Origin of the sequence: Nostoc sp. (assembly GCF_036917675.1) — a bacterium.
In the GTDB taxonomy this organism is placed as follows: domain Bacteria; phylum Cyanobacteriota; class Cyanobacteriia; order Cyanobacteriales; family Nostocaceae; genus Nostoc.
The window spans coordinates 1-22355 of record NZ_JBALCT010000036.1; the positions used below are offsets into that span (position 1 = coordinate 1).

The 22355-nt window shown below is 44.8% G+C and carries 17 protein-coding genes and 1 pseudogene; 9 read left to right on the forward strand and 9 right to left on the reverse strand.

Annotated elements, in window-relative coordinates:
- Positions 1 to 916 precede the first annotated feature (916 nt).
- The 8 genes and pseudogenes from V7K31_RS12300 to V7K31_RS12335 all read left to right on the forward strand — a co-directional run.
- Positions 917 to 1253, forward strand: a pseudogene (locus tag V7K31_RS12300) (nitrilotriacetate monooxygenase); the annotation flags it as partial.
- A gap of 111 nt (positions 1254 to 1364) precedes the next feature.
- Positions 1365 to 2732 (forward strand): LLM class flavin-dependent oxidoreductase, encoded by a 1368-nt coding sequence (locus tag V7K31_RS12305; protein ID WP_335094625.1) that lies wholly within the window; start codon positions 1365 to 1367, stop codon positions 2730 to 2732.
- A gap of 153 nt (positions 2733 to 2885) precedes the next feature.
- Positions 2886 to 4424, forward strand: a complete 1539-nt coding sequence (locus tag V7K31_RS12310) for an amidohydrolase family protein (protein ID WP_335094626.1) — start codon at positions 2886 to 2888, stop codon at positions 4422 to 4424.
- A 273-nt stretch (positions 4425 to 4697) separates the two neighbouring features.
- Positions 4698 to 6140, forward strand: coding sequence for an FAD-dependent oxidoreductase (locus V7K31_RS12315; RefSeq protein ID WP_335094627.1), 1443 nt, complete (start codon positions 4698 to 4700; stop codon positions 6138 to 6140).
- A 151-nt stretch (positions 6141 to 6291) separates the two neighbouring features.
- On the forward strand, positions 6292 to 6960 hold the full coding sequence (locus V7K31_RS12320) for a dienelactone hydrolase family protein (RefSeq protein ID WP_335094628.1): 669 nt from the start codon (positions 6292 to 6294) through the stop codon (positions 6958 to 6960).
- A gap of 740 nt (positions 6961 to 7700) precedes the next feature.
- Positions 7701 to 8699, forward strand: coding sequence for an aldo/keto reductase (locus tag V7K31_RS12325; protein WP_335094629.1), 999 nt, complete (start codon positions 7701 to 7703; stop codon positions 8697 to 8699).
- Between the two features lie 133 nt (positions 8700 to 8832).
- Positions 8833 to 9903: an aliphatic sulfonate ABC transporter substrate-binding protein gene (locus V7K31_RS12330; RefSeq protein WP_335094630.1), complete on the forward strand. Its 1071-nt coding sequence runs from the start codon at positions 8833 to 8835 to the stop codon at positions 9901 to 9903.
- A gap of 461 nt (positions 9904 to 10364) precedes the next feature.
- Positions 10365 to 12245 carry an ABC transporter ATP-binding protein gene (locus V7K31_RS12335; protein ID WP_335094631.1) on the forward strand — a complete coding sequence of 627 codons (1881 nt, stop codon included), beginning with the start codon at positions 10365 to 10367 and terminating at the stop codon, positions 12243 to 12245.
- Between the two features lie 313 nt (positions 12246 to 12558).
- Here V7K31_RS12335 and V7K31_RS12340 read toward each other — a convergent pair whose 3' ends face one another.
- Entirely contained in the window at positions 12559 to 12804 is a 246-nt protein-coding gene (locus V7K31_RS12340; protein WP_335094632.1) for a hypothetical protein, read from the reverse strand.
- Between the two features lie 296 nt (positions 12805 to 13100).
- On the opposite strand from V7K31_RS12340, the gene V7K31_RS12345 reads away from it, so the two are divergent.
- On the forward strand, positions 13101 to 13358 hold the full coding sequence (locus V7K31_RS12345; protein WP_335094634.1) for a type II toxin-antitoxin system RelN family antitoxin: 258 nt from the start codon (positions 13101 to 13103) through the stop codon (positions 13356 to 13358).
- Between the two features lie 54 nt (positions 13359 to 13412).
- Here the strand turns inward: V7K31_RS12345 and V7K31_RS12350 are convergent, their stop codons facing one another.
- The 8 genes from V7K31_RS12350 to V7K31_RS12385 form a co-directional block, all read right to left on the reverse strand.
- Positions 13413 to 13952, reverse strand: a complete 540-nt coding sequence (locus tag V7K31_RS12350) for a DOMON-like domain-containing protein (protein WP_335094635.1) — start codon at positions 13950 to 13952, stop codon at positions 13413 to 13415.
- Positions 13949 to 15067 (reverse strand): phosphotransferase enzyme family protein, encoded by a 1119-nt coding sequence (locus V7K31_RS12355; RefSeq protein WP_335094636.1) that lies wholly within the window; start codon positions 15065 to 15067, stop codon positions 13949 to 13951. The genes V7K31_RS12350 and V7K31_RS12355 overlap by 4 nt, the downstream gene beginning before the upstream one ends.
- Positions 15068 to 15156: 89 nt before the next feature.
- The gene (locus V7K31_RS12360) at positions 15157 to 17043 is read right to left on the reverse strand and encodes an ABC transporter ATP-binding protein (protein ID WP_335094637.1); all 1887 of its coding nucleotides are present in this window, start codon (positions 17041 to 17043) and stop codon (positions 15157 to 15159) included.
- A 453-nt stretch (positions 17044 to 17496) separates the two neighbouring features.
- Positions 17497 to 18213, reverse strand: a complete 717-nt coding sequence (locus tag V7K31_RS12365; RefSeq protein WP_335094638.1) for a Uma2 family endonuclease — start codon at positions 18211 to 18213, stop codon at positions 17497 to 17499.
- A 262-nt stretch (positions 18214 to 18475) separates the two neighbouring features.
- A complete protein-coding gene (locus V7K31_RS12370) occupies positions 18476 to 18658 on the reverse strand; it encodes a hypothetical protein (RefSeq protein WP_335094639.1) in 183 nt (60 codons plus the stop codon).
- A gap of 21 nt (positions 18659 to 18679) precedes the next feature.
- Complete coding sequence (locus V7K31_RS12375; protein WP_335094640.1) at positions 18680 to 19507, reverse strand: Rpn family recombination-promoting nuclease/putative transposase; 828 nt, start codon at positions 19505 to 19507, stop codon at positions 18680 to 18682.
- A 143-nt stretch (positions 19508 to 19650) separates the two neighbouring features.
- Positions 19651 to 20421 (reverse strand): 3-methyl-2-oxobutanoate hydroxymethyltransferase, encoded by a 771-nt coding sequence (panB, locus tag V7K31_RS12380; RefSeq protein ID WP_335094641.1) that lies wholly within the window; start codon positions 20419 to 20421, stop codon positions 19651 to 19653.
- 275 nt (positions 20422 to 20696) lie between these two features.
- Positions 20697 to 21803, reverse strand: coding sequence for a ligand-binding sensor domain-containing protein (locus tag V7K31_RS12385; protein ID WP_335094642.1), 1107 nt, complete (start codon positions 21801 to 21803; stop codon positions 20697 to 20699).
- Positions 21804 to 22355 lie beyond the last annotated feature (552 nt).

Below are 22355 nucleotides of genomic sequence, written 5' to 3' on the forward strand. Positions count from 1 at the left end.
GGAGAGAACGACCTCTATCTATTTCAGGTAACTGGTTCAGACAAGTTGGCTCGGTGAACCAAGAATCCCCGTCAATTTATTGCGGGGAGTGTCAAATGATGTGAAAAGTCAGAAATTGTCTTTTGTCATTAGTCATTGCTAAGGCTTTTAAGCCTGTTTACGTTTCAAAACAATAGTTTGGTTTATTCCCACCAGCTTACTTAAGAAGTTTTAAATAGTATTTTGGACTTACGCAAAATATCTCTCAAACTCTGATTTCTCTGTGTCCTCTGCGCCTCTGTGGTTCGTTATTCCGTAACTTGTGCGTAAGTCCTAAGTATTTTGGAACAACCCCTTGTTAACGCAATTTACGATTTATCGAATAGCCCAAAGAAACCTCACCCTGGTTTTGCAGAAGCAAAACCTGTCCCTCTCCTTAATAAGGAGAGGGATGTAACCTTTCACACTCCCCCCTACTTCTCAACGATAAGTCAAGAGTTTTGACCATTTTGCAGGGGGGGAGTGAATAGTTACAGAGGGATGTATTAAGGAGAGGGAGAGGGTGAGGTTGAAAAATGTACTTAATGCAAACGAGAACTGCTATATGGCAAAAACCAAAAGTGCGATCGCACTCAACCAAAGCACCTCGAAACCTAAGCCTTTGACCAGAAGTTAGTTAGTAATACTTAATATTCGATAAACTAATAATTAGCATCTCATGATATTGTGATTTCCAACACATATTTTTTTATATTGATTGTGTAAACTCTATCTACGGAGTCAGATTACTAGATAAATTTATGGTAATTCGAGCGCCAAGCAGTAGCATCCCTGTTCTGCCGTGGTATTAGCCTTATTTACAGTTCGGTTCATTCATTCCTTGTAGAGCAATTAGTAGGCAAGGGAAGTGCAAGTTTAGTTGCTAGTAAAGTAAGTAGATTTGGCGACTCGTGGGACTCTCACATTGCGCCAGTTGTATCTCTCCCTTGCCACCGCACGAGGTCATCGCACCATACTTGGTACTCCCGAAACCATTAGCCAACCAGCTAGAAGAATGGTTCAACAACGGTGCGGCAGATGGCTTTAATATCATGCCGCCAATCCTGCCCACAGGATTAGATGACTTCGTTAACCTAGTCGTTCCCATCCTCCAGAAACGTGGATTGTTCCGTACCGAATACGAAGGCGGGACCTTGCGTGAAAACCTGGGATTGCGTCGTCCGGGCAATTGTTTTGCCGTTAAACAAGTAGATGAGAGATTGGTGTTGGCGTAAATGACTTTGTAATATCTGCACTGTGCTTAAGGAGACATAAAAATTTATCAGTTATACACAAATCAGCGATCGCGATCGTAATTTCCGCTAAGGCACTATAGAAAAAAGCTTATGAGTACAACACGCAAGTTTCGTTTAGGTGCATTCATTCAAGCCACAGGTCATCACATATCAGCTTGGCGACACCCCGATTCACAAGCAGATGCTGGGCTAAACTTCGAGCATTACAAGGAAATTACTCAGACTGCCGAACGTGGCTTGTTCGATGCGGTTTTCCTTGCCGATAGCCCCAGCCTACAAGATAACAGTGAACCGGAGGTACTGAAGCGCAACGGCAAATTAGCGAAATTCGAGCCAGTAACGCTATTTTCCGCACTAGCACCACTAACCAAACATATTGGCTTTGTTGCTACCGCTTCGACCACTTATGAAGAACCTTATACCCTTGCTCGGAAGTTTGCCTCCTTAGACTACTTGAGTAACGGCCGGGCGGCGTGGAATGTAGTTACCACAGGTAACGAGAATGCCGCTCTTAATTTCGGCCGTGATCAGCACCTAGAACATAGCCAGCGTTATGAACGCGCCGAAGAGTTTGTGGAAGTGGTGAAAGGCTTGTGGGATAGCTGGGAAGATGATGCTTTCATCCGTGACAAAGAATCTGGTGTCTATTTCGACCCGGATAAACTGCATACACTCAACTACAAAGGCAAATATTTTTCTGTTAAAGGCCCTTTGAACGTCGGTCGTCCGCCTCAAGGTTATCCGGTGATTGTGCAGGCTGGTGCTTCGGAAATCGGTCGTGAATTGGCGGCACAGACTGCTGAAGTTATTTTTACTGCCAACCAAACGCTGGAAGACGGGCAAGAATTTTATGCCGATGTGAAAGGCCGATTGGCTAAATATGGTCGCCAACTGGACGATTTGAAAATCATGCCGGGTGTATTTCCGGTGATTGGGCGCACTGAAGAAGAAGCCCAAGAAAAATACGAATTCCTGCAATCGCTAATTCACCCATCGGTAGCATGGGGCTTACTCAAAACACGTTATCAGGGCATCGATTTATCTGGCTATTCACTCGACGATCTTGCACCACCGTTGCCTAGTGATACCAACGGTGGTAAGAGCCGCCTTAAGTTGCTGACGGATCTCGTAAATCGTGGCAACCTAACGCTGCGCCAGTTATATCTTTCTGTCGCTACCGCGCGGGGTCATCGCACCATTATCGGTACGCCGGAATCGATCGCTGACCAGTTAGAAGAATGGTTTAACAATGGTGCAGCAGACGGCTTTAATATCATGCCGCCAATTTTGCCCACAGGCTTGGACGACTTCGTTAACCTAGTGATCCCCGTCTTGCAAAAACGTGGACTGTTCCGTACTGAATACGAGGGTAGTACTTTGCGTGAAAACCTCGGATTACGTCGTCCGGGCAATGGTTTGGCCGCCAAACCATTGAACAAGAACTTAGTAGTAGTGTAAATAAATTTTTCACAGATGTTTAAGCCATACCTTTTAAATTGCACCTTCTGTAGATCGCCGCCCTACGGAATTTGAAAATCTTAGACGCGATAAATCTTAGACGCGATTTATCGCGTCTCTACAAAAACCCTGTAATTTTTTTAAGGAAAAAACATGACTGAATATAGCCGCTTAAAGACTTCACGCTCCGCCGCAATCAGAGCAACCCTTGGTTATCCGGTAATCGACACCGACGTTCACACCAATGATTTCACCCCAGCTTTTGAGGATTACATCGCCAAGTACGGCGGTGTGAAACTCGTAGACGAACTACGTAAAACCGAAGCCTCCCGTCTTAACTCCAAGAGCAACGGTAAAGACTGGTATCAACAAACCCCTGAAGAACGTCAATACAACCGCACAATTCGATCGCCTTGGTGGGCTAGAGTTACCAAAAATACCTTGGATCTTGCCACTTACACCCTCCCCGGACTCCTCTATGAACGTCAAGCGGAGCAAGGGTCAGACTATTCGGTGCTGTTTCCCAACAATGTCTTGGCACCGGCTGGAGCAAGTGCAGAGAACCGTCAAGCACTGCAACGGGCGGTCAATCACTATCATGCTGATATCTACCGGAAATATAGCGATCGCCTGACACCGGTAGCTGGCATCCCCTTAACTACTCCCCAAGAAGGCATTGAGGAGCTAGAATTTGCCGTAAAAACACTTGGGTTAAAAGTCATTAATATCACCGGAGGTGTGAAGCGACCGATTAAAGCGATCGCTGATAAATATCCAGGCGATCAATTCCCCGAAATCGCCAAGTATGCTTCTTATATCGACTTTTACGGACTAGATAGTGAATACGATTACGATCCCTTCTGGGCGAAAGTCGTGGAACTAGGCGTACCCGTCACCACCCATTACGGCAGTCAGGGTTGGACTGGCCGCTCCTCCATCAGTAACTACATGAACAACCATATCGGCCACTTCGGCGATGGTTCGCAAGCATTTGCCAAGGCACTATTCTTCGGCGGTGTTACCAAGCGTTTTCCGCAGTTGCGTGTAGCGATGCTGGAAGGTGGCGCAGATTGGGGTGCCCACGTCTACATTCATTTAGTAGATCGCTTCTCCAAGCGCAATCTAAAGGCACTGCAAAACTACAATCCCGCGCTGACGAATGCCGATGAGCTATTTGAGATATTTGAGCGCTACGGTGCGGAAATTACTCAAGGGCATTCCCTCGATAAGGATGAATTGACCAAGAGTGTACTGGGAGCTTCATTCAGCCGTCATAGCCGTGCGCCAATTGGTAGCGAATTGGACGATTTTGCAGCAGCAGGCATTGAAACAATTGAGGACATCCGCGATCGCTGGGTGAACAGTTTCTTCTTTGGTTCCGAGTCCGACGATCGCACGATCTCTGCGGCATTCAACGACAAAGCCAATCCCTTGGGAGTCAAGATCAACGCGATCTATTCCTCTGATGTTGGTCACTGGGATGTGCCAGACCTCACCTCCCCCTTAGCTGAAAGCTGGGATTTGGTGCAAGAAGGCGTTATTTCCGAAGCCGACTTCAGATCCTATGTATTCGCTAATCCCTACAAGTTTTACACCCAAGCTAACCCCGAATTCTTCAAGGGTACAGCGATCGAATCCAAAGTAGGTAACACCGAATTTAAGCAAGTAGATAAGAACTTAGTAGTGGCATAAAAGACGAGATGAGGGTCAAGCAATTTTGGATTTTGGATTTTAGATTTTAGATTGACTAAAGTCAGGGGCTTGTCAAGTAATTCTGGATTTTAGATTTTAGATTTTAGATTTATTCCACGAATAAATTCGCTTGCTCTCAAACCTTTCTAAATTTTGAATCTTCAATCCAAAATCCAAAATTTAAAATCTAAAATTCGGAGATGAGGGAGAAACATAAAAATTATTCCTCGTCATCCCCCTCATTTTCAAAGCGTTTCAGCCTGGGAGATCGATATGACGATAACGACAGACCCTGATATTGAGGCTCGTGAGGCGCTACGCCTAATCGGCCCCGATCCTGATAACTGGATACCCGACCGCCCAGGCGTGGATCACAACGTGACAGTTGTGGGTGGCAGTGGTAGCGGCAGCACCTTTGCATTTGCACTGAGACGCGCCAGCATTGGCGGCGTAACAGTGATCGACGCGGCCGACGACGAAGCCCATGCTGGCGTGTGGCTGAATCGAGCGCGAATGAATAAGCTACGCACACCGAAGAACTTGCCTGGCCCTGAACTGGGCATCCCGGCGCTGTCGTTCCAGGCTTGGTACGAGGCGCGGCACGGTGCTGAGGCTTACGCAGCGATCGACCGCATCCCGCGCTTGGTGTGGGCCGAGTACCTCAGTTGGTATCGGCAGTTTTTGGGTATCCCGGTTCGGTACCGGACGCGGCTGGTGCGGATCGAGCCAGCCGAAGGTTTCTTTCGTCTGCACCTTGAGGTGAACGGTGTCCCACAGGTGGAAACCACGCGCAAGATTATCTTTGCTAACGGTGTGGCTGGCACTGGTGGCCCCTACGTGCCATCGGTGCTAGCTGGCCTGCCACCTACCCTGTATGCACACACCGCCGATGCCATCGACTTCAGGGCGCTACGCGGCAAGACCGTGGCGGTGCTGGGCGCTGCGGCCTCGGCTTTCGATGCCGCAGGGGTGGCACTCGAATCGGGCGCAAAGGCGGTGCATTTGTTTGCGCGGCGGCCAGCGATCGCATCGCTGCCAGTAAATCGCGTGCGCGGGTATCCCGGCGCATACTACAACTATCCAGAACTGCCCGATGCAGCTCGCTGGTTTCAGGCTTGGCGCTTTCGTCAAGTTGGTTCTACGCCCCCAGCCGACGCGATTGAACGGGCGATCGCGTTCCCGAACTTCCACCTGCATTTGTCAGCGACGTGGAGATCAGCGCACGATCAGGGCGGGCGCATCGTCGCCCAGGTGAACGATGATGTTTTCGAGTTCGATTTTGCGATCGCAGGTACAGGCTATTTCGTTGATCCGACAAAGCGGCCTGAACTAGCCGACTTTGCAGATCAGATTGCACTTTGGCGCGATCGCTACAAGCCACCAACCGACCAGCGTGACGACGAACTGGGCACGCACCCCTACCTTGGCAGCGCCCACGAATACCAGGAAAAAGTACCCGGTAGCGCACCCTACCTGAAGAATATCCACGTCTTCAACCCGGCAGGCTTTGTGAGCTTCGGCTTGCCAATCGGCGACGTACCCAGCATTCGGCGCGACGTGCCGGCGGTGGTGGCACGCATCAGCCACGACTTATTCTTTGACGACTGGGCGTTACACGAGGCACGCATCACAGGCGACAATATCGCCCCGGACTTCGATGCTTCACTGTACACCGCCGCAGTGTGGAAACAGCCGATCAAGGCTGCGGTTAGCTGATTCTGCCTAGTCCACGCGCGATTGAGGAGACGGGAGCGGAGGAGCAAGAATTTTAGATTTTAGATTTTGGATTTTAGATTGAAATTTAATCCAAAATTTAAAATCCAAAATCCAAAATTGAATTGCCCAATATAAATTAGGAGTCAAGACTATGCCTATCCAACAACGCTCTCACGACACCAATAATGGTTCCTTGCCTTATCTTTTCTCGCCTGTTTCTGACAATGCCAAGCAACCTGCACCTTTAGTGCTGTTTTTGCACGGAGGACGCGATCGCGGAACGGATTTAAACGTGCTACTGAAATGGGGTTTACCTCGTTTCGTGGATTTATCCGACTCTTTACCTTATGTCTTCGCTGCACCCCAGATTCCAGAAGAACAGACTTGGGCAGATCGAGCTGATGATGTACTTGCTTTGCTTGATGAACTGATCGCTTCCCAACCTGTCGATCCAGCGCGGGTGATATTAGCCGGCTTCAGCTTAGGCTCGGCGGGAATCTGGCATATTGCTGCTTTGCATCCCGATCGCTTCGCAGGTCTAGTACCTGTGTCTGGACGTGTACCCAAAACATTAGAAGAAAGCCAACTAGCTGCACTCAAAGACATTCCCGTTCAGATATTCCAAGGTGGACAAGACAAAAATCTGCCGATTGAGGATACAGAGAATTTTGTTGAGCGCTTACGCAAAGTCGGGGGGAAAGTCGATTTGACAGTGCTGCCGGAAGGCGATCATTTTATTGCAGATGAGGTATACGGCAATCCGAAGTTGCAACAGTGGTTGGTTTCACTGAGTCGTCGTGAAACTTCTGTAGTTGCCTAAGGCGAAATGTCCAAAAACTAACTTGCAATATTCCGTGGGGTAGGCATCTTGCCTGCCTAACATAACAATATCAAAACTGGGAAGGTTGGGTGAACTACCCCGCCGTCTTACGGACGTTGCTCTCCCAATTCATCGGGAATAGCCATCTATTACTCCGTAGCAAAAGACAAGTCTGACATTCCCTCCTCTTGTCAGGAGTCCTGGTTCCCAAGACCCAAATCTTTTTCTTGCAACATATACCTAAAAGCTAATGGTTTTCGCTTGTGGCATTGATGGTCAAGACAGTACATATCTTACCAGAAAATCCCCCGATCACAATCCCCATCTTAGGGGTACTTTGAAGATGGGGACTTCCGCGATTCGTTAAATTGGTTCACGCCTTAAAAAATACCGACATCGTTATCCTATTGGTTAATCATGGCTTAGTAGAGTTTTGCGTAAAAGCGTAGCATTGTTAATGCGACCGACGCATTAACAATGCAAGCCGACGCATTAACAATGTAAGCCGATGCATTAACAATGCAAGCCGACGCATTAACAATGCAAGCCGACGCATTAACAATGCAAGCCGACGCATTAACAATGCAAGCCGACGCATTAACATTGCAGGGTATTGCTTTTCATTAATTGGGTACGAATTAATGAAATGCTCTACTTAGTTGATGTGTTCTACAGGCTTTTAGTTCTGCGATCGCATTCTATTTAAAAATTTCAACACTTTCTCAATCAACAACATCTCCATGACCTTACAAACTACCAATCTCGGTAAAACCGGATTGACCGTTTCCCGCCTCTGTCTCGGTACCATGACCTTCGGATTGCAGACCGATGAAGAAACTTCCAGGCACATCCTTGACACCGCAGCCGATGGCGGAATCAACTTTTTGGATACAGCCGACGTTTATCCCCTTGGTGGCGGGCTTGCCACTGCTGGGCGTACCGAGGAAATCGTTGGGCGCTGGCTGAAAGGCAAACGCGAACATTTTATCTTGGCTACCAAGTGCGTTGGTCGAGTTGGCCTTGCACCTTGGGATCAGGGGGCTTCGCGTAAACATATTCTGGATGCGATCGATGCTTCCCTGCGGCGTTTGGGAACTGATTACATCGATCTGTACCAATTGCACTCCGACGATGCTTCAACTCCCCTCGATGAGACTCTGGAAGCGCTGGATGCGGTAGTTCGTGCTGGCAAGGTACGCTACATCGGGGTTTCCAACTTCTTAGCCTACCGACTCGCCCGTGCTTTGGGTCGCGCCGAGACGCGCAATTTAACTAGGTTCATTTCAATTCAGCCCCGCTACAACCTATTATTCCGCGAAATTGAGCGAGAACTATTGCCTCTAGCAAAAGAAGAAGGACTGGGTGTAATTTCCTATAATCCCTTGGCGGGTGGTCTGCTTACTGGCAAACATATTCTCGATCAAGGCCCCACCTCCGGTACACGTTTCACGCTAGGTGCTGCGGCAGAACGTTATCAAGATCGCTACTGGCACGAGCGCGAATTCAATACTGTCGAGGCTTTACGCACAGTAGCGGAACTCGCCGGATTTTCTCTCACCACCCTAGCGGTGGCTTGGGTTTTATCTAATCCGATTATCACTGCCCCGATCATTGGCGCTAGCCGCCCAGAACAACTTGCTGACAACCTGAAGGCAGTGGAACTAAAACTTGACGACAGTTTGAAGCAAAAGTTAGACGACCTAACCGCCGAATACCGAAAGGGAGATTCTCTTCGTTAGTTTCAACTGATTTTCATAATTACGAATTACGAATTAAAAATTGGAGAGGCTTGTAAACCGGAAGATTTAAGCATATCAACGCCGAGAGTTTTTAGAAGTGACAACCAAAATTGCTTCAAATTAGAAATATCTCATGGATAAAATAGCTATGATTAAACGCCGTCGTTTTCTTCATTTTGCTACTTCAGGGCTATGTGGCTTTTCTCTGGCATATCTGTTAGGAAGTTGTAGCGAACAAAGCCAACAGTCTTCTTTAAGAAACACTACTAATGCCAGTGAAAATTCCCTTGGGATAAAAACTAAAGTTCTCCGTATGGGATATCAGAGTGCGGGGGATCTCTTCAGAAATCGGAAAGTTTTAGAGAAACGCTTGGAACCGATGGGGATTAAAGTAGAATGGGCGCAATTTGTCCAAGGACCCCAACTCATGGAAGGGATGGCTGCGAAAAAAGTTGACGTGGGATCAGTGGGAGAAACGCCACCAATTTTTGCCCAAGTGGCTGGGTCAGACCTGGTTTATGTAGTCGGGACACAAAGAAACCAAAAGACAGGGAAAAGTAGTGTTATTGCCGTTCCGCCGGAGTCTTTGCTTCATAAGTTTGAAGATATCAAGGGTCAAGAAGTTTATTTTCAAAAAGGCTCGGCATCACACTACTTTATTATCAGAGCGTTGCAGTCAATCGGCTTGACCCTTAAAGATATTAAAATCAAAAATCTGGCGACTATCGAGGCGCGGGATGCTTTTCTCCAAGGTAAAATTCCAGTTTGGATGACATCAGATCCGCACTATGCGATCGCTCAAAAGATGGGTCGAATTCGAGTTCTTAAAGATTCTGTTGGGCTAGATTCTCCTGGTGGCTATTATATTGCTAACAGAAAGTTTGCCGAAGAAAATCTTGGCTTGCTAAAAATTATCATTGAGGAACTTAATAAGCTCGACAAGTGGGCAGAGGCAAATCGAGGCGAAGTTGCCAAATTGATGATCACTGAACAAAAGCTCGATCCAGATGTGGTCGAAAGGGTGATGTCTCGTCGTACTTTTGTAGGACGTAGAGGACTCAGCCCTGCACTAATCAAAGAACAACAGCGTGTGGCAGATTTGTTTTTTAAAGAGGGTGTAATCCCAAAGGAAATCAATATTCAGGATGCGTTACTACCGCCTAATATCTATAATGCGATCACACCGCCAGAAATTATGATCTAGTGATGTATATAGCGGTTCTCACTTGAGTGAGGTACAAGAACCCCACCCCCAACCCCCTAAGAGCAAGCGAAGAGGGGGCTATGATGTACTTCATGTCATTAGGAAACGCTATAGCAGGGAACAAATTTGAAAGTCTTTTGGTAATTTTTTTATCATTAGTTCATGTCCTAATCTACCTGGTAACTGCTATAAGTCTTCGTAAAGGACACGCATCAAGCTTTTAATTTGCATAATCTTGGGTAGTATTTTGCCCAGCCACAAAAAGAGTTTTACTTCTAGCTTATGTGCAAATTCAATGTCCAAAAGCTTATTAATTAAACGAGTAAGTAAGTCGGCTACAACCAAACAGCAAAAGTTTTTCAAGAGTGCTGCCAGAAGTCCTTAATACCACCGGACGGCTTATACAGTCGTCCGTTTTCATCTTTCAGAAAAACTCAAATGATGCTAGTGGATCAACTTTCATGACGAAAAAGGCCAAACAATCTAAATCCTTTCAACGTGCTGCTGATGCACCAGACCTGCCATCAACTCCATTCAGATTCATTTTGTATTTCGTTAACCAGTTCCGATGGTGGTATGTGTTAGCGGTGATCCTGGAGATAATACACGCAACCTGTGGCATTATGTTGCCCTATGCCATTGGCGAGATCATCCGGGGCGTGACGAAATCAACGGGTGACGGCAAGCCTATTTTTGATGCTATGAGCCAACCCCTGATGCTGTTCACCGCTTTGAGTGTGGGTGAAGTAGTATTCGGGCGATCAGCTGGACTCTTGCAAACCATCCTCCATCCGATTCACCGACAGCACATCGTCCGATCGCTATATGCCTACTTGCAGCACCATTCACATCGTTACATGAGTAGCAGTTTTTCCGGGGCATTGGCACATCGGATTAGCGAAACTTCTCTGGGTGTTACTCAGACTATGCAAATGATGATTACTGAATTTATGCCAGTAATCGTTGTGTATACCGTCGCCACGACAATACTGTATCGCGCCTATCCTCCACTGGCTGCACTCGTGGGAATATGGGCAGTTCTCTTCATTATTATTTCGTTCTGGTTGGCAACTCGCTGCCGAACTTACTCCCGGAAAGCCGCAGCCGCCAGAAGTGAAACAACTGGCATCATCGTAGATGCGGTAACAAATCTTACCAGCAGCCGACTGTTTGCTCGCTTGGGTTTTGAACGACGCTATTTGAATGAGCAATTAAGACGCGAAATCAAAGAGGTAAGAAATTCCAATTGGTATTCGGAGCGAGTTCGCTGGTTTCAGTTCATCTCGGCAGCCATTCTGAAAATTACCACTCTGTATTACTCCCTCTCCCTCTGGAGTCAAGGGAAGATCGCTACTGCTGATTTCGTCGTGGCAACTAGTCTATCTCTATTGATCATTAGTGAAGCCCGTAATTTGAGCCGCCGCTTTCTTGAATTTTTTGAACATGTGGGTAATGTTGCTAATGGTGTCTTGATCATCGTTCAACCCCACGAGTTGATTGATCGCGATCGCGCGATCGCACACCCAATTACCCAAGGTAAGATTGAATTTCGCCGCGTGAATTTCAACTACACAGATGAGAAGAAAGTTTTTAACAACCTTTCTGTTACCATCCTACCGGGACAGCGTGTTGGACTGGTGGGCTTCTCTGGTTCTGGAAAATCCAGCTTTGTCAATCTAATTCTGCGTTTGTTCGACCCACAATCTGGACAGATTATCATTGATGGGGTCGATATTCGAGATATGACTCAGGATGCCTTACACGCTCAGATTAGCTTGATCCCCCAAGATCCGTCTCTGTTCCATCGGACGCTGTTAGAAAATATTCGTTACGGACGCTTAGATGCAACCGATGAGGAAGTGTTCGAGGCGGCGCGAAAGGCTAATGCTCACGATTTTATCATCCAAAGTCAGGATAGTTACAATTCTCTGGTGGGCGAACGTGGTGTTAAGTTATCTGGAGGGCAGAGACAGCGCATTGCGATCGCGCGGGTAATTCTCAAAGATGCGCCGATCCTAATTTTGGATGAAGCCACCTCTAGCCTTGATTCAATCACCGAAAAAGCGATCCAAGATACCCTCGACTTAGCAATGAATGGGAAAACGGTCATTGTGGTGGCTCATCGGCTATCTACCATCGTCCATCTAGACCGGATTTTAGTGTTCGACAAAGGTCGCATTATCGAAGATGGTTCCCACACCAAACTGCTGGCACTTGGCGGCGCTTACCACAGGTTATGGAAAATGCAAGCAGGTGGATTTCTACCGGAAAATCTTGGCGAGGAACGTATACGCGAGGCTGGCACTGGCACAGATAACGTCGAAGAAGGAATGATTGCGTAAACTACTCAGACTTGCCTAAGGCTGAAGTCGTAGCTCTCCCAATTCATCGGGAATAGCCATCAACTACTCCGTAGTTTTTTTGGTATAGTTTACGACTTGTTCATTCATCCTCTTAGGCTCCCCTCCCCTAACAGGCACTTTTTAACACGAGTTGTCGAGTTAAAAAGGCGTAGGCGTAGCTCGTTGGAGACATCGCTCGTTTATTTGGTAAGTAAACTATTCTAATCTTATTCATTTTAACGGTATGCGATCGCTTGTTGTTGAGGATGCGATCGCCAAAAATTTTGTAACCACCTGATAGTAAGTTTAAGACTTACGCATCAAATACCAAATGTAGAGGCAATTCATGAATTGATGTGTTTGGGGATATCGATGCAGTACAAATCGCATTAACATTGTAAGCCAACGCATTAACATTGTAAGCTGACGCATTGGCATTGTAAGCTGACGCATTGGCATTGTAAGCTGATGCATTGGCATTGTAAGCTGATGCATTGGCATTGTAAGCTGATGCATTGGCATTGTAAGCTGACGCATTAGCATTGCAGAGTATTGCCAAATTTAATTTGCTACAAATTACTGTATTACAGCCATTTTCAGGTAAATAGACCACGCGGTAGGGACACAGCATTGCTCATGCGTGTCAACTTAAGCGGGGTTAAATCCCCGTTATAAAACGTAATTGCCAATGGGCGAAAAAGCGAATTGCCAATTGGTTTAACTGGCTCTTTGAGCATCTCCCAACACAAGCATCGTGCCAATCACGTTTTAATTTTGCCATAATATAAACTAGATTCTTCTGACTACTGCTGATTTGGTTCAACAGTAGTCAACGCAAAACGCACTGGAGGAGCGATGAAAGCTATTGAAGTTATGGGAAATGTTGATAAACAAGGTCAACTTTCTCTAGATGTACCATTGACTGTAGACCAGCATACCCGCGTCAGAGTTATTGTACTGCTATCAGAAAACGCTGACGAAGAAAATAACCAACAGGAGGATAAGGAAATATCTGAATCTGCGATCGAAAGTTTTCGTCACGGTTGGGATGATACCATAACAGTAAACATTTTACCTGTATCTCAACTGTGGGAAGGAATGGATGTAGAATAACCAAATAATTACTAATTCGTAATGACGCTTCTACGGACGTTCGCTAATCAGTCTTTATAACTCAACGATAAAACTATCCCGCAGATGAAAGTCAGCCTCCGCACCTTGATGAGTTAACGCCCAGTAAGTCACCTCACCATTTCTGTGTTTAATAACTGTAGTAATGCCAACTTCAATCGCTTGTTTTACCGAGACGATTTTAGCCAAATCGACATCTAACACAAGTGCTAAACCCTCAGCTTGATTTTGAACATTAAACGGAAGTATTGTAAAAGCTGTTTCCTCTTGCATTCCTTGACGGTATCCATCAAAGCGATAGACATTCCAATGTCCGGCGGGGGAAAGGTTGAATTCCCAATACCGTTGAGAATCTTTGATGCTAATAAAGAACTCAAAGCAAGTGTCTTTCCACAATTCGGGCTTTCGCAATTGTGCATTTGATGGTGGGGCTATGGCAATTTCTTTTAAGTCGCCTCCAAGGGTGTAGCGGATGGTAAGCTGATGAGAATTTCGGTCGATATTGCCTGTAATTTTCAAATTAGGCAGGGATTTTGTCGAAGGAAAAGGTTGCAGGGAAAATGTCTGGTCGTTCATTTCATGTCTTTGATAATCTTACGAATCTGCGTCTCTTGAGATTCGATACTTTCGGTTAGCTTAAACTGGACGATCGCTCTGGCCAAATTATGTTCTGGGTGCTTAACTTTGAAGTAGACATTCTCTGCTAAATAATCAGCAAAAAATCTCAGTCCTAGTTCAAAGGTGATCAAACGAATTGCATCGTAAATATAAGCATAGTCATTCTCGGTAAGAAATACCTTTGCCACTGAAAGATAACCTTTGAGAATTCCCTGACATAGATCAGTATCGAAATAAATACTTTCCCAATTTTCGGTTTCTTCTCCAGCCGGATTGCAACCCGATCGCAAGCAATCACCAATATCGTAATGTACCAGACCAGGTTTAACAGTATCAAGGTCTATGACGCTGACGGCTTGCTGGGTAACAGTGTCAAACATGACATTGTTGATTTTGGGATCACCGTGCATCAAACGCAGGGGGAGAATGCCTTCAGATTTGGCATTTTCTAGGATATGTGCAAAGCTTTGGCGATCGCTAACAAACTCTAAACAATAATTAACTTCCAAAGATTGACGCACACTACTTTTCGCCAACACTTCCTGATAATACTGGAGATAAAGCGGTGTAATGTGGAACCCTTGAAGGGTGTCGGCGAGTTTTTCCGGTGGTAAGTCGCTGATCAGATTGTGGAACATCCCCAAGGCGTAACCGATTTCTTTCGCATATGAGCGATCGCGCATACTATCGAAACACTGGGAGCTTCCAATAAAGCTAATCGCCCGCCAAAAGGAGCCATCTGCATCCCGCCAGTGATCTTCAGCATCCTTGGTTAATAGTACGCGTGGCACTTCCCAGCGACGATTGAGTGGGGTATATTGTAACCGTTTATGAACATGCTCAGTGAAGATACGCATATTCTGCATAATCAGTTGGGGCTGAAGAAACACCTGCGTGTTGATGCGTTGCAGGACAAAATGTTGTTCTTCTAAGGAATCCAGAGTTACTAAGAATGTGTCATTGATATTACCACTACCAAAGGCTTTAACCTCTGTAACCTTTCCCCATTGGGCGAATTGATCAGCGATCGCAACTAGATTTTCTCCGCCCTGTGTGTTAAATTCTTCTGTCATCTTCTGTGATGTTTGTGTTTGACCCCTGACTTGATTGCTATGAGTCAATCTAAAATCTAAAATCTAAAATCCAAAATTGATTCACCTTTCTATAAAGCCCTAATATGACGATTTCGCATACGTTCAGCGCTACCAGTCGGAATCGCAGCAATTAATTTTTGCGTGTATTCCTCTTTGGGTTCCAGGTAAATGCTTTCGGCTGTCCCTTCTTCAACAATTTGACCACGATTCATTACTAAAATGCGATCGCTCATAAATTTCACCACACTTAAATCGTGAGAAATAAAAATATAAGTAAGCTGAAAGTCTGACTGTAATTCTTTGAGAAGATTTAATACCTGTGCCTGGACTGAAACATCCAGCGCTGAAACTGATTCATCACAGATGATAAACTTAGGATTTAACGCCAAAGAACGGGCTATGCAAATCCGTTGGCGTTGACCGCCAGAAAACTGATGGGGATAGCCGTTAATCGCATCTGCACTTAATCCTACCCGTTCTAAGAGTTCGGCTACTCGCTGACGTCGTTGTTGCTTGGTCTTACCAACGGAGTGAATTAATAATGGTTCCATCACCGCTTCCCCAACCTTCATCCGGGGATCAAGCGAACTAAAAGGGTTTTGGAAGACTATTTGCATTTCCCGCCGCAGTTTTTGCAACGGTTCTCCTTTGAGGCTAGTAATATCTTGTTTCTCAAAGATAATCTGACCACTCATCGGTTCAATTAATCGCAGCAAGGTTCTGCCAAGGGTGGTTTTACCACAACCAGATTCTCCCACTAAACCTAGTGTTTCCCCTGGTTTGACATCAAAAGAAACGCCATTAACTGCCATATTGTAGCGTTTTGTCCCACCAAACACCCCGCGCACTGGAAAACCAACTTTCAGGTTACGGATTTGCAGCAGAGGTTCCTTCTCATTGAAGTTTGCCAATCTTGCAGCAATCTCTTCGGTAGTGATTTCTGTAGGTTGTGGGGGTTCTTTCGCTTGAATTACGAATTGTCCCGTTGGTGTCTCTTCTGTACTCATGTAGTCAGAAACAGTGAGTAATTTTTGGGGACGGTGGTCAAGTGAGGGGCGACAGGCGATCAAACCTTTAGTATATGGATGCTGGGGACTGCTGAAAATTTGCTCAGAAGTACCAGATTCGACAACTTTACCTTTATACATCACTGCTACTTCGTCAGCAATTTCCGAAATTAGCCCCAAGTCGTGGGTGATGAAAATCATTGCCATATCACGGCTTTGTTGCAATTCTCGAATTAACTCCAAAATTGTCGCTTGCACCGTCACATCTAAGGCTGTGGTTGGTTCATCGGCAATTAAGATTAATGGGTTGCAGGAAATTGCCATTGCAATCATCACCCGTTGCAACTGACCCCCAGAAAGTTGATGAGGGTAGCGTTCTAGCATGGCTTCTTTGTGTTCTTTAACCAACTCTGGCAACTTTGATGGATCTAGTTTCGATGAATTGCTGTTGGTTTGATGCCAAGTTTCGGTACACTGCTGTTGTATCTCCTCATCGCTCGGTAGAAGTTTTACCTCTTGCAGACCTGCGATCGCAATTTGTCGTGCTTGGGATGCTGACACATTTTGATGCCGCACAATCGCTTCTATTAGCTGAAACCCGATGTTATAAACCGGATTGAGCGAACTCATCGGTTCTTGAAAAATCATGGCGATATCGCCACCCCGATGTAGCTGCATTTGCTCAGAAGGCAATTTTACCAAATCGATGGCGTTAGCATTCTCCTGCGGACGAAACCAGATTTCACCGCCATTAATTATACCCGGAGTTTGCAACAAACCCATAACAGCTAAGGCTGTCACTGATTTACCACTTCCCGACTCTCCTACTATTCCTAGAGTCTCGCCTCGATGCAGGGCAAAGGAAATACCATCCAAAGCTCTAACGACATTGCCATCACTGGGAAATTCAACTTGTAGATTGCGAACCTCTAGGACAGTTTCTCTCATAGGAGTTTGGGTATGAATATTAACTTAAAATTATTTGATTTTAACAATAGTTTTGATGTATGTGTTGGTAAATTTGGTTTTTACACTCCTTGACAGTTTTTCGCATACTTCCACAATATACACGCATTTGGATGTATAACTGCCTGTGATCTCTGCAAATTGTCAATGGTATCTTCGCAAAAATGTTGAGAGGATACTATGCTTTACTGGTTTGGATCAATTTTTATTTGAATCGGATCGTCCATTCGGTTGTGTACCGTAGAATCATGGGTACGCCAACACCACCAAAGCTGACTATATAAGCTTTGTCGCCATTTAATTTCTCAACAATCTTGAAAATGAGCGAACCAACCGTAATAAGTATTCATCAGCATCGGCGCTAGGACTATCAACAAGTAGGGCGTTTTAGACATAGCCAGTAGCGACAGCATAACGCACCATCAACAGCAGCAATTACAAATTATCTGTGTCAATTCCCTTTTGTTTGAGTTTAGCTAACAATTCTTGATAGCGATCGCGCTCTTTTTCTAATTCTTGTAAAGCTGCTTGCTTTTCTTGTAAAGCCACTTCCTTTGCTTGGCGTTCTTGTTCCCGTAACTGGTCAATTTCTACGGGGCTTAAAAACTTTTGTCCGGTGGGAGAAAAAATTTCCAGGGTATCCGATGTTATTTGAAAACGGATTTCCAAACGCGGACTTACCCAGCCATTCATCTCTTCGATGACTTCAAAACTATCCCCAGAAATGAGCAAGCCATTTAAATCGTTCTTAGCCGGATCATAAATATAATATTCTTCCACACCGTAACGCTGGTAAAACTGCAATTTTTTGGTCATTTCTTTGAGGGTGTTACCTGGCGAGAGAATTTCAAATACTACCTGTGGGGGTATATTATCTTCATCCCACTGTAAATAGGAACTCCGTTTTCCTTTTGGTCTGCCAAAGACTACCATCGTATCGGGCGCTTGTTTAATATTGGGGTTTCCTTTAACTGGATACCAAAACAAATCTCCGGCGATAAATATATCAGCTGGCGATGCAAATAAGATTTCTAAATTTTCTTTAATTTTGACAATCCATGCAAATTGTTCTGTATTATCCGCCATTGGCTGTCCGTCGCTTTCCGGGTAGATGACTTCGGTGGTGGTTTCTGGTGTGACTTGTTGTACCATTGCTGTACCTCCAAGTATGGGGTTTTTAGCTGATATTTCTAGTTGAGATATAGCGTTTCCTAATCACATGAGGTACATCATAGCCCCCTCATCGCTTGCTCTTAGGGGGTTGGGGGTGGGGTTCTTGTACCTCACTCAAGCGAGAACCGCTATAGCGATCGCATTAATCTAAGATACGTAGATACATACTTCTACCGAGAAGCAAGCTACGCAAAGCGTCTCGTAGAGAAGCGGCTTCTCGCTAGACATCGCTTGTCTGAACTTATTGATTTAGAGGCATTTCCTGTATTGCTTGCTGGACTTGTGAAATATTCAAATTTAACGCCTGTGCTATCTGTTCTACATTTAAACCCAGTGCTAACAGTTTAGGTACAGCTTCTAATTTTGCCTCAAAACTACCTTCTTGATAAACTCGCGTTTGCTTTAACTCACTTAACCCAAACATTGACTCTATCTCCTTTCGATACTATTGATTTAGAGGTGTTTCCTGTACTGCTTGCTGGACTTGTGCAACATCCAAATCTAACGCCTGTGCTATCTGTTCTACATTTAAACCCAGTGCTAACAGTTTAGGTACAGCTTCTAATTTTGCCTCAAAACGACCTTCTTGTTTACCTTCTTGTTTACCTTCTTGTTTACCTTCTTGTTTAGCTTCTTGATAAACTCGCGTTTGCTTTAACTCACTTAATCCAAACATCGCCTCTATCTCCTCTCGACTTATGTTAGGAAATTTATAAACCAGGATTGTCTCAATTAATTCTAGTAATTGTTTTTGTGGCAGTTGCAAATTTACGGCTTGTTTAGTACGGTTTATTAGCTCTCTGGCGGTGGTAATGCTTGTATCTTCATTTTCAATTACTAATTTTATAGTAGCAATCCCTATGGGAAGTGATGCTGTTTCTCCTAATTCATCCAAATAAATTCGCGTCACACGTTGATTCGTAAAAAACTCGTGACAATCTTTTGTATCTCCTGTATCAATACTCCTAGTAGGATAAATCACCACTCCTCGCCAAGAATTTTTAGATTTATTTTGCCGCAAATAGAGAAATACTTCCGAAACTAGGCGTAAATAAATATCTGAGTCTGGTTGAAATTGAACTTCAAGGAAATAAATCGGATTTTCTTCGTCTTGAGTAGGAAGAAATACACCATCTATTCTAAAGGCAGTTTGTTTGATTTCAACTGAAGAGAATTGATAGGTATTTGCAGTTTCGGGAGGATTGCCAATTAGTTCAAAGAAGATACTGGGGAATTCTTGAAATAGGCGATAAAATATGCTGTCAGTTTTCACTCTGGATGTTGTAGCACAGTTTTGAACTTTAGCAATTTTATAATGTCCTAGTCTCTAATTGCATAAATTATCTTATAGGGAAAACTAGCTATTTGGCAGCGTCTTGTGTTCTTTGAGAATAAAATCCATGCTTCTGGAAACTGTTATGGAAACTTCTTTTCTCTCACTTCCACAGCATAATCTTGTACAGCTTTGGTAATCGTCTCCCGCAAGTTCGTGTAAACCTTGGCAAATGGTGGATGCTTTTCGGTAAGTCCGATGACATCTGAGGTAACTAAAACCTGTCCATCGCAGTGAGATCCGGCACCGATACCAATTGTCGGAATGCTCAGTTTTTCTGTAATCTGCATTGCTAAATCTGCGGGTATATGCTCTAACACTAAAGAAAATACACCAGCTTGTTCAAGAGCGATCGCTTCATTTAAAATTCTTTCTCCTGTTTCCTGGCTCTTTCCCTGTTGTCGCAAACCCAGTTGATGTATTGATTGCGGTGTCAAACCTACATGACCCATTACCGGAATTCCAGCTTCTACCAAACGAGCTATAGTTTCGGCGATCGCTGGATAGCCACCTTCCAATTTTACCGCTTGAGCGCCCGTTTCTTTTAGTACCCGCCCAGCTGAATGCATCGCTTGCTGGAGACTTTCTTGATAGGTCAAAAATGGTAAATCTACAACCACTAATGCGCGTTTAACTCCTCGACGCACAGATTTGGCATGGTATATCATCTCATCCAGAGTTATGGGCAGTGTTGTTTTATACCCTAAAACTACTGCCATAGAGTCACCCACCAAGATTAAGTCTACACCAGCTGCGTCAAGGAGTTGAGCGATCGCATAATCCCAGGCCGTCAACGCCACAATTGCACGTCCCTGTTGTTTCCATTGAATTAATTGCTGCGTAGTGATTGCCATTTTTTGAGTGCTGAGTGCTGAGTGAGGAGTAGAGACGCGATTAATCGCGTCTGTTAAAAGTTAGGAATTAAGAGTGAAGAATTAGAAATTTAAAGATAGGAATTAGGAGTCAATAGTTAAAAGTTTAATTTAATTCATAACTCCTAACTCCTAACTCCTGTACAGACGCGATGAATCGCGTCTCTACTTTTAACTCTTGTACAGACGCGATGAATCGCGTCTCTACTTTTAACTCTTGTACAGACGCGATTCATCGCGTCTCTACTCCTAACTTGTCATTTCACGGCGTGACTGAAAGCAATATGGGGTTTTGCACTAGCCATTTTGGGCATTAACCAAGCTAGACCTTCACTAGTACCAATCCATAATTTATTGCTAATGTCAGGTGCAAGAGCAAGAACCCGACTAGAAGGAAGTCCAGCAACTTCTGCATCTAACACAGCTCCTGTATTTGGATTTAATCGTAACAAACCATTATTAGTCCCGACCCACACACTACCATCTTTAGCAAAACGTACTACTTTGACATTACGCCCACGCAGGCGAGTCACAGATCGCAACACTACACCAGTTTTAGGGTTAATAACTAGCAAATTATTCGGCATTCCCGCCCAAATTAATCCTTCTGGACTAATAGCTAAAGCTTGTACAGTCGTCCCTGGTAAATCGGCTATCCACTTCATGATCGCAGCACTGCCAGTATTTACCCGCACTAATCCATCAAGGGTGCCAACCCACAATTGACCTTCAGCATCTAAAGTCAGGGTGTTAGCGCTGACACCAGGCAGATTTTTTAATGTTGTCATAATCAAGCCTTGGTCGGGACTAATTAAAGCTAAACCATTATCAGTTCCCGCCCACAAATAACCCCGTTTGTCAAGTAACAGAGATAACACCCGTTTAGAAGGCAAAAATAAATTCTGCGCGGTGATTTCGTTAGTGCGGGGGTCTACTCGGATCAGTCCCTCAGAACTTCCCACCCACAAACGTCCTACTTTGTCTTGGGCTAAAGCACCGATGGCAACACTTGGTAAGCTAACACGAGAAATAATCTTGCCAGTTTTAGGATCAATCCGCGATAGTCCCCGCCCAGAAGCTACCCAAAGATTGCCTGTAACATCTGCCAGTAAGTTACCCACACGATAATCAATTTCTGGCGAATGTTCTTGCACTCCTCGCTGAGAGGGCAAGGGTTCCACTCGCGGTGGCGGTGGGGAAGGTGGGTAAGCAGGGGTTACATCAGACGAATTCATCTCAGGGGTTTTTTGTGCCAATCCCATACTTGGCAAAGCTATCAACCCCAACAAAATAGAACTAATCAATAAACTAGTACGCTTGCAAAACAATACCACGGTGACATTTCCTTTGGAGACAGTACCCATAGCCGCTACCTAAACTCTCTTTGGGTTAATTCCAGTGTTCCCTCAGCTGGCATTTTTTAAACGTCATAGGCAATTTTTTTCAAATTTAATCGGTATTGGGCATTGGGCAAAGAATTCTTATCACTCCTAACTCCTGTACAGACGCGATTAATCGCGTCTCTACTCCTCACTCCCCACAGACGCGATTAATCGCGTCTCTACTCCTCACTCCCCACAGACGTGATTAATCGCGTCTCTTATCGCTCACACTTTGTAAACTTTTTGTTACAAAGTATTGAAATCTTTATGTAATAACAAAATTAAATAGATAAGTTAAAAACTTTCAAAGAATAACTTATCAAATTATTGATATATTGTGAGACAAGCTACAAATTACGTGGTGTGCAATTCTTTTTGTTTCGTATAAGTCGGGAGAGCTACTCCCTTTCTTTACGCTTGGGGACTGTTGGAGCCGACTCTTTTGGATGAAGCAAGAAGCAGACCCTCTAAAGGAAACTTTAGTTGAATGGCTAGCTTTAAATAAGTTTGGTCAAGTTTTGTATAACAGGGAAC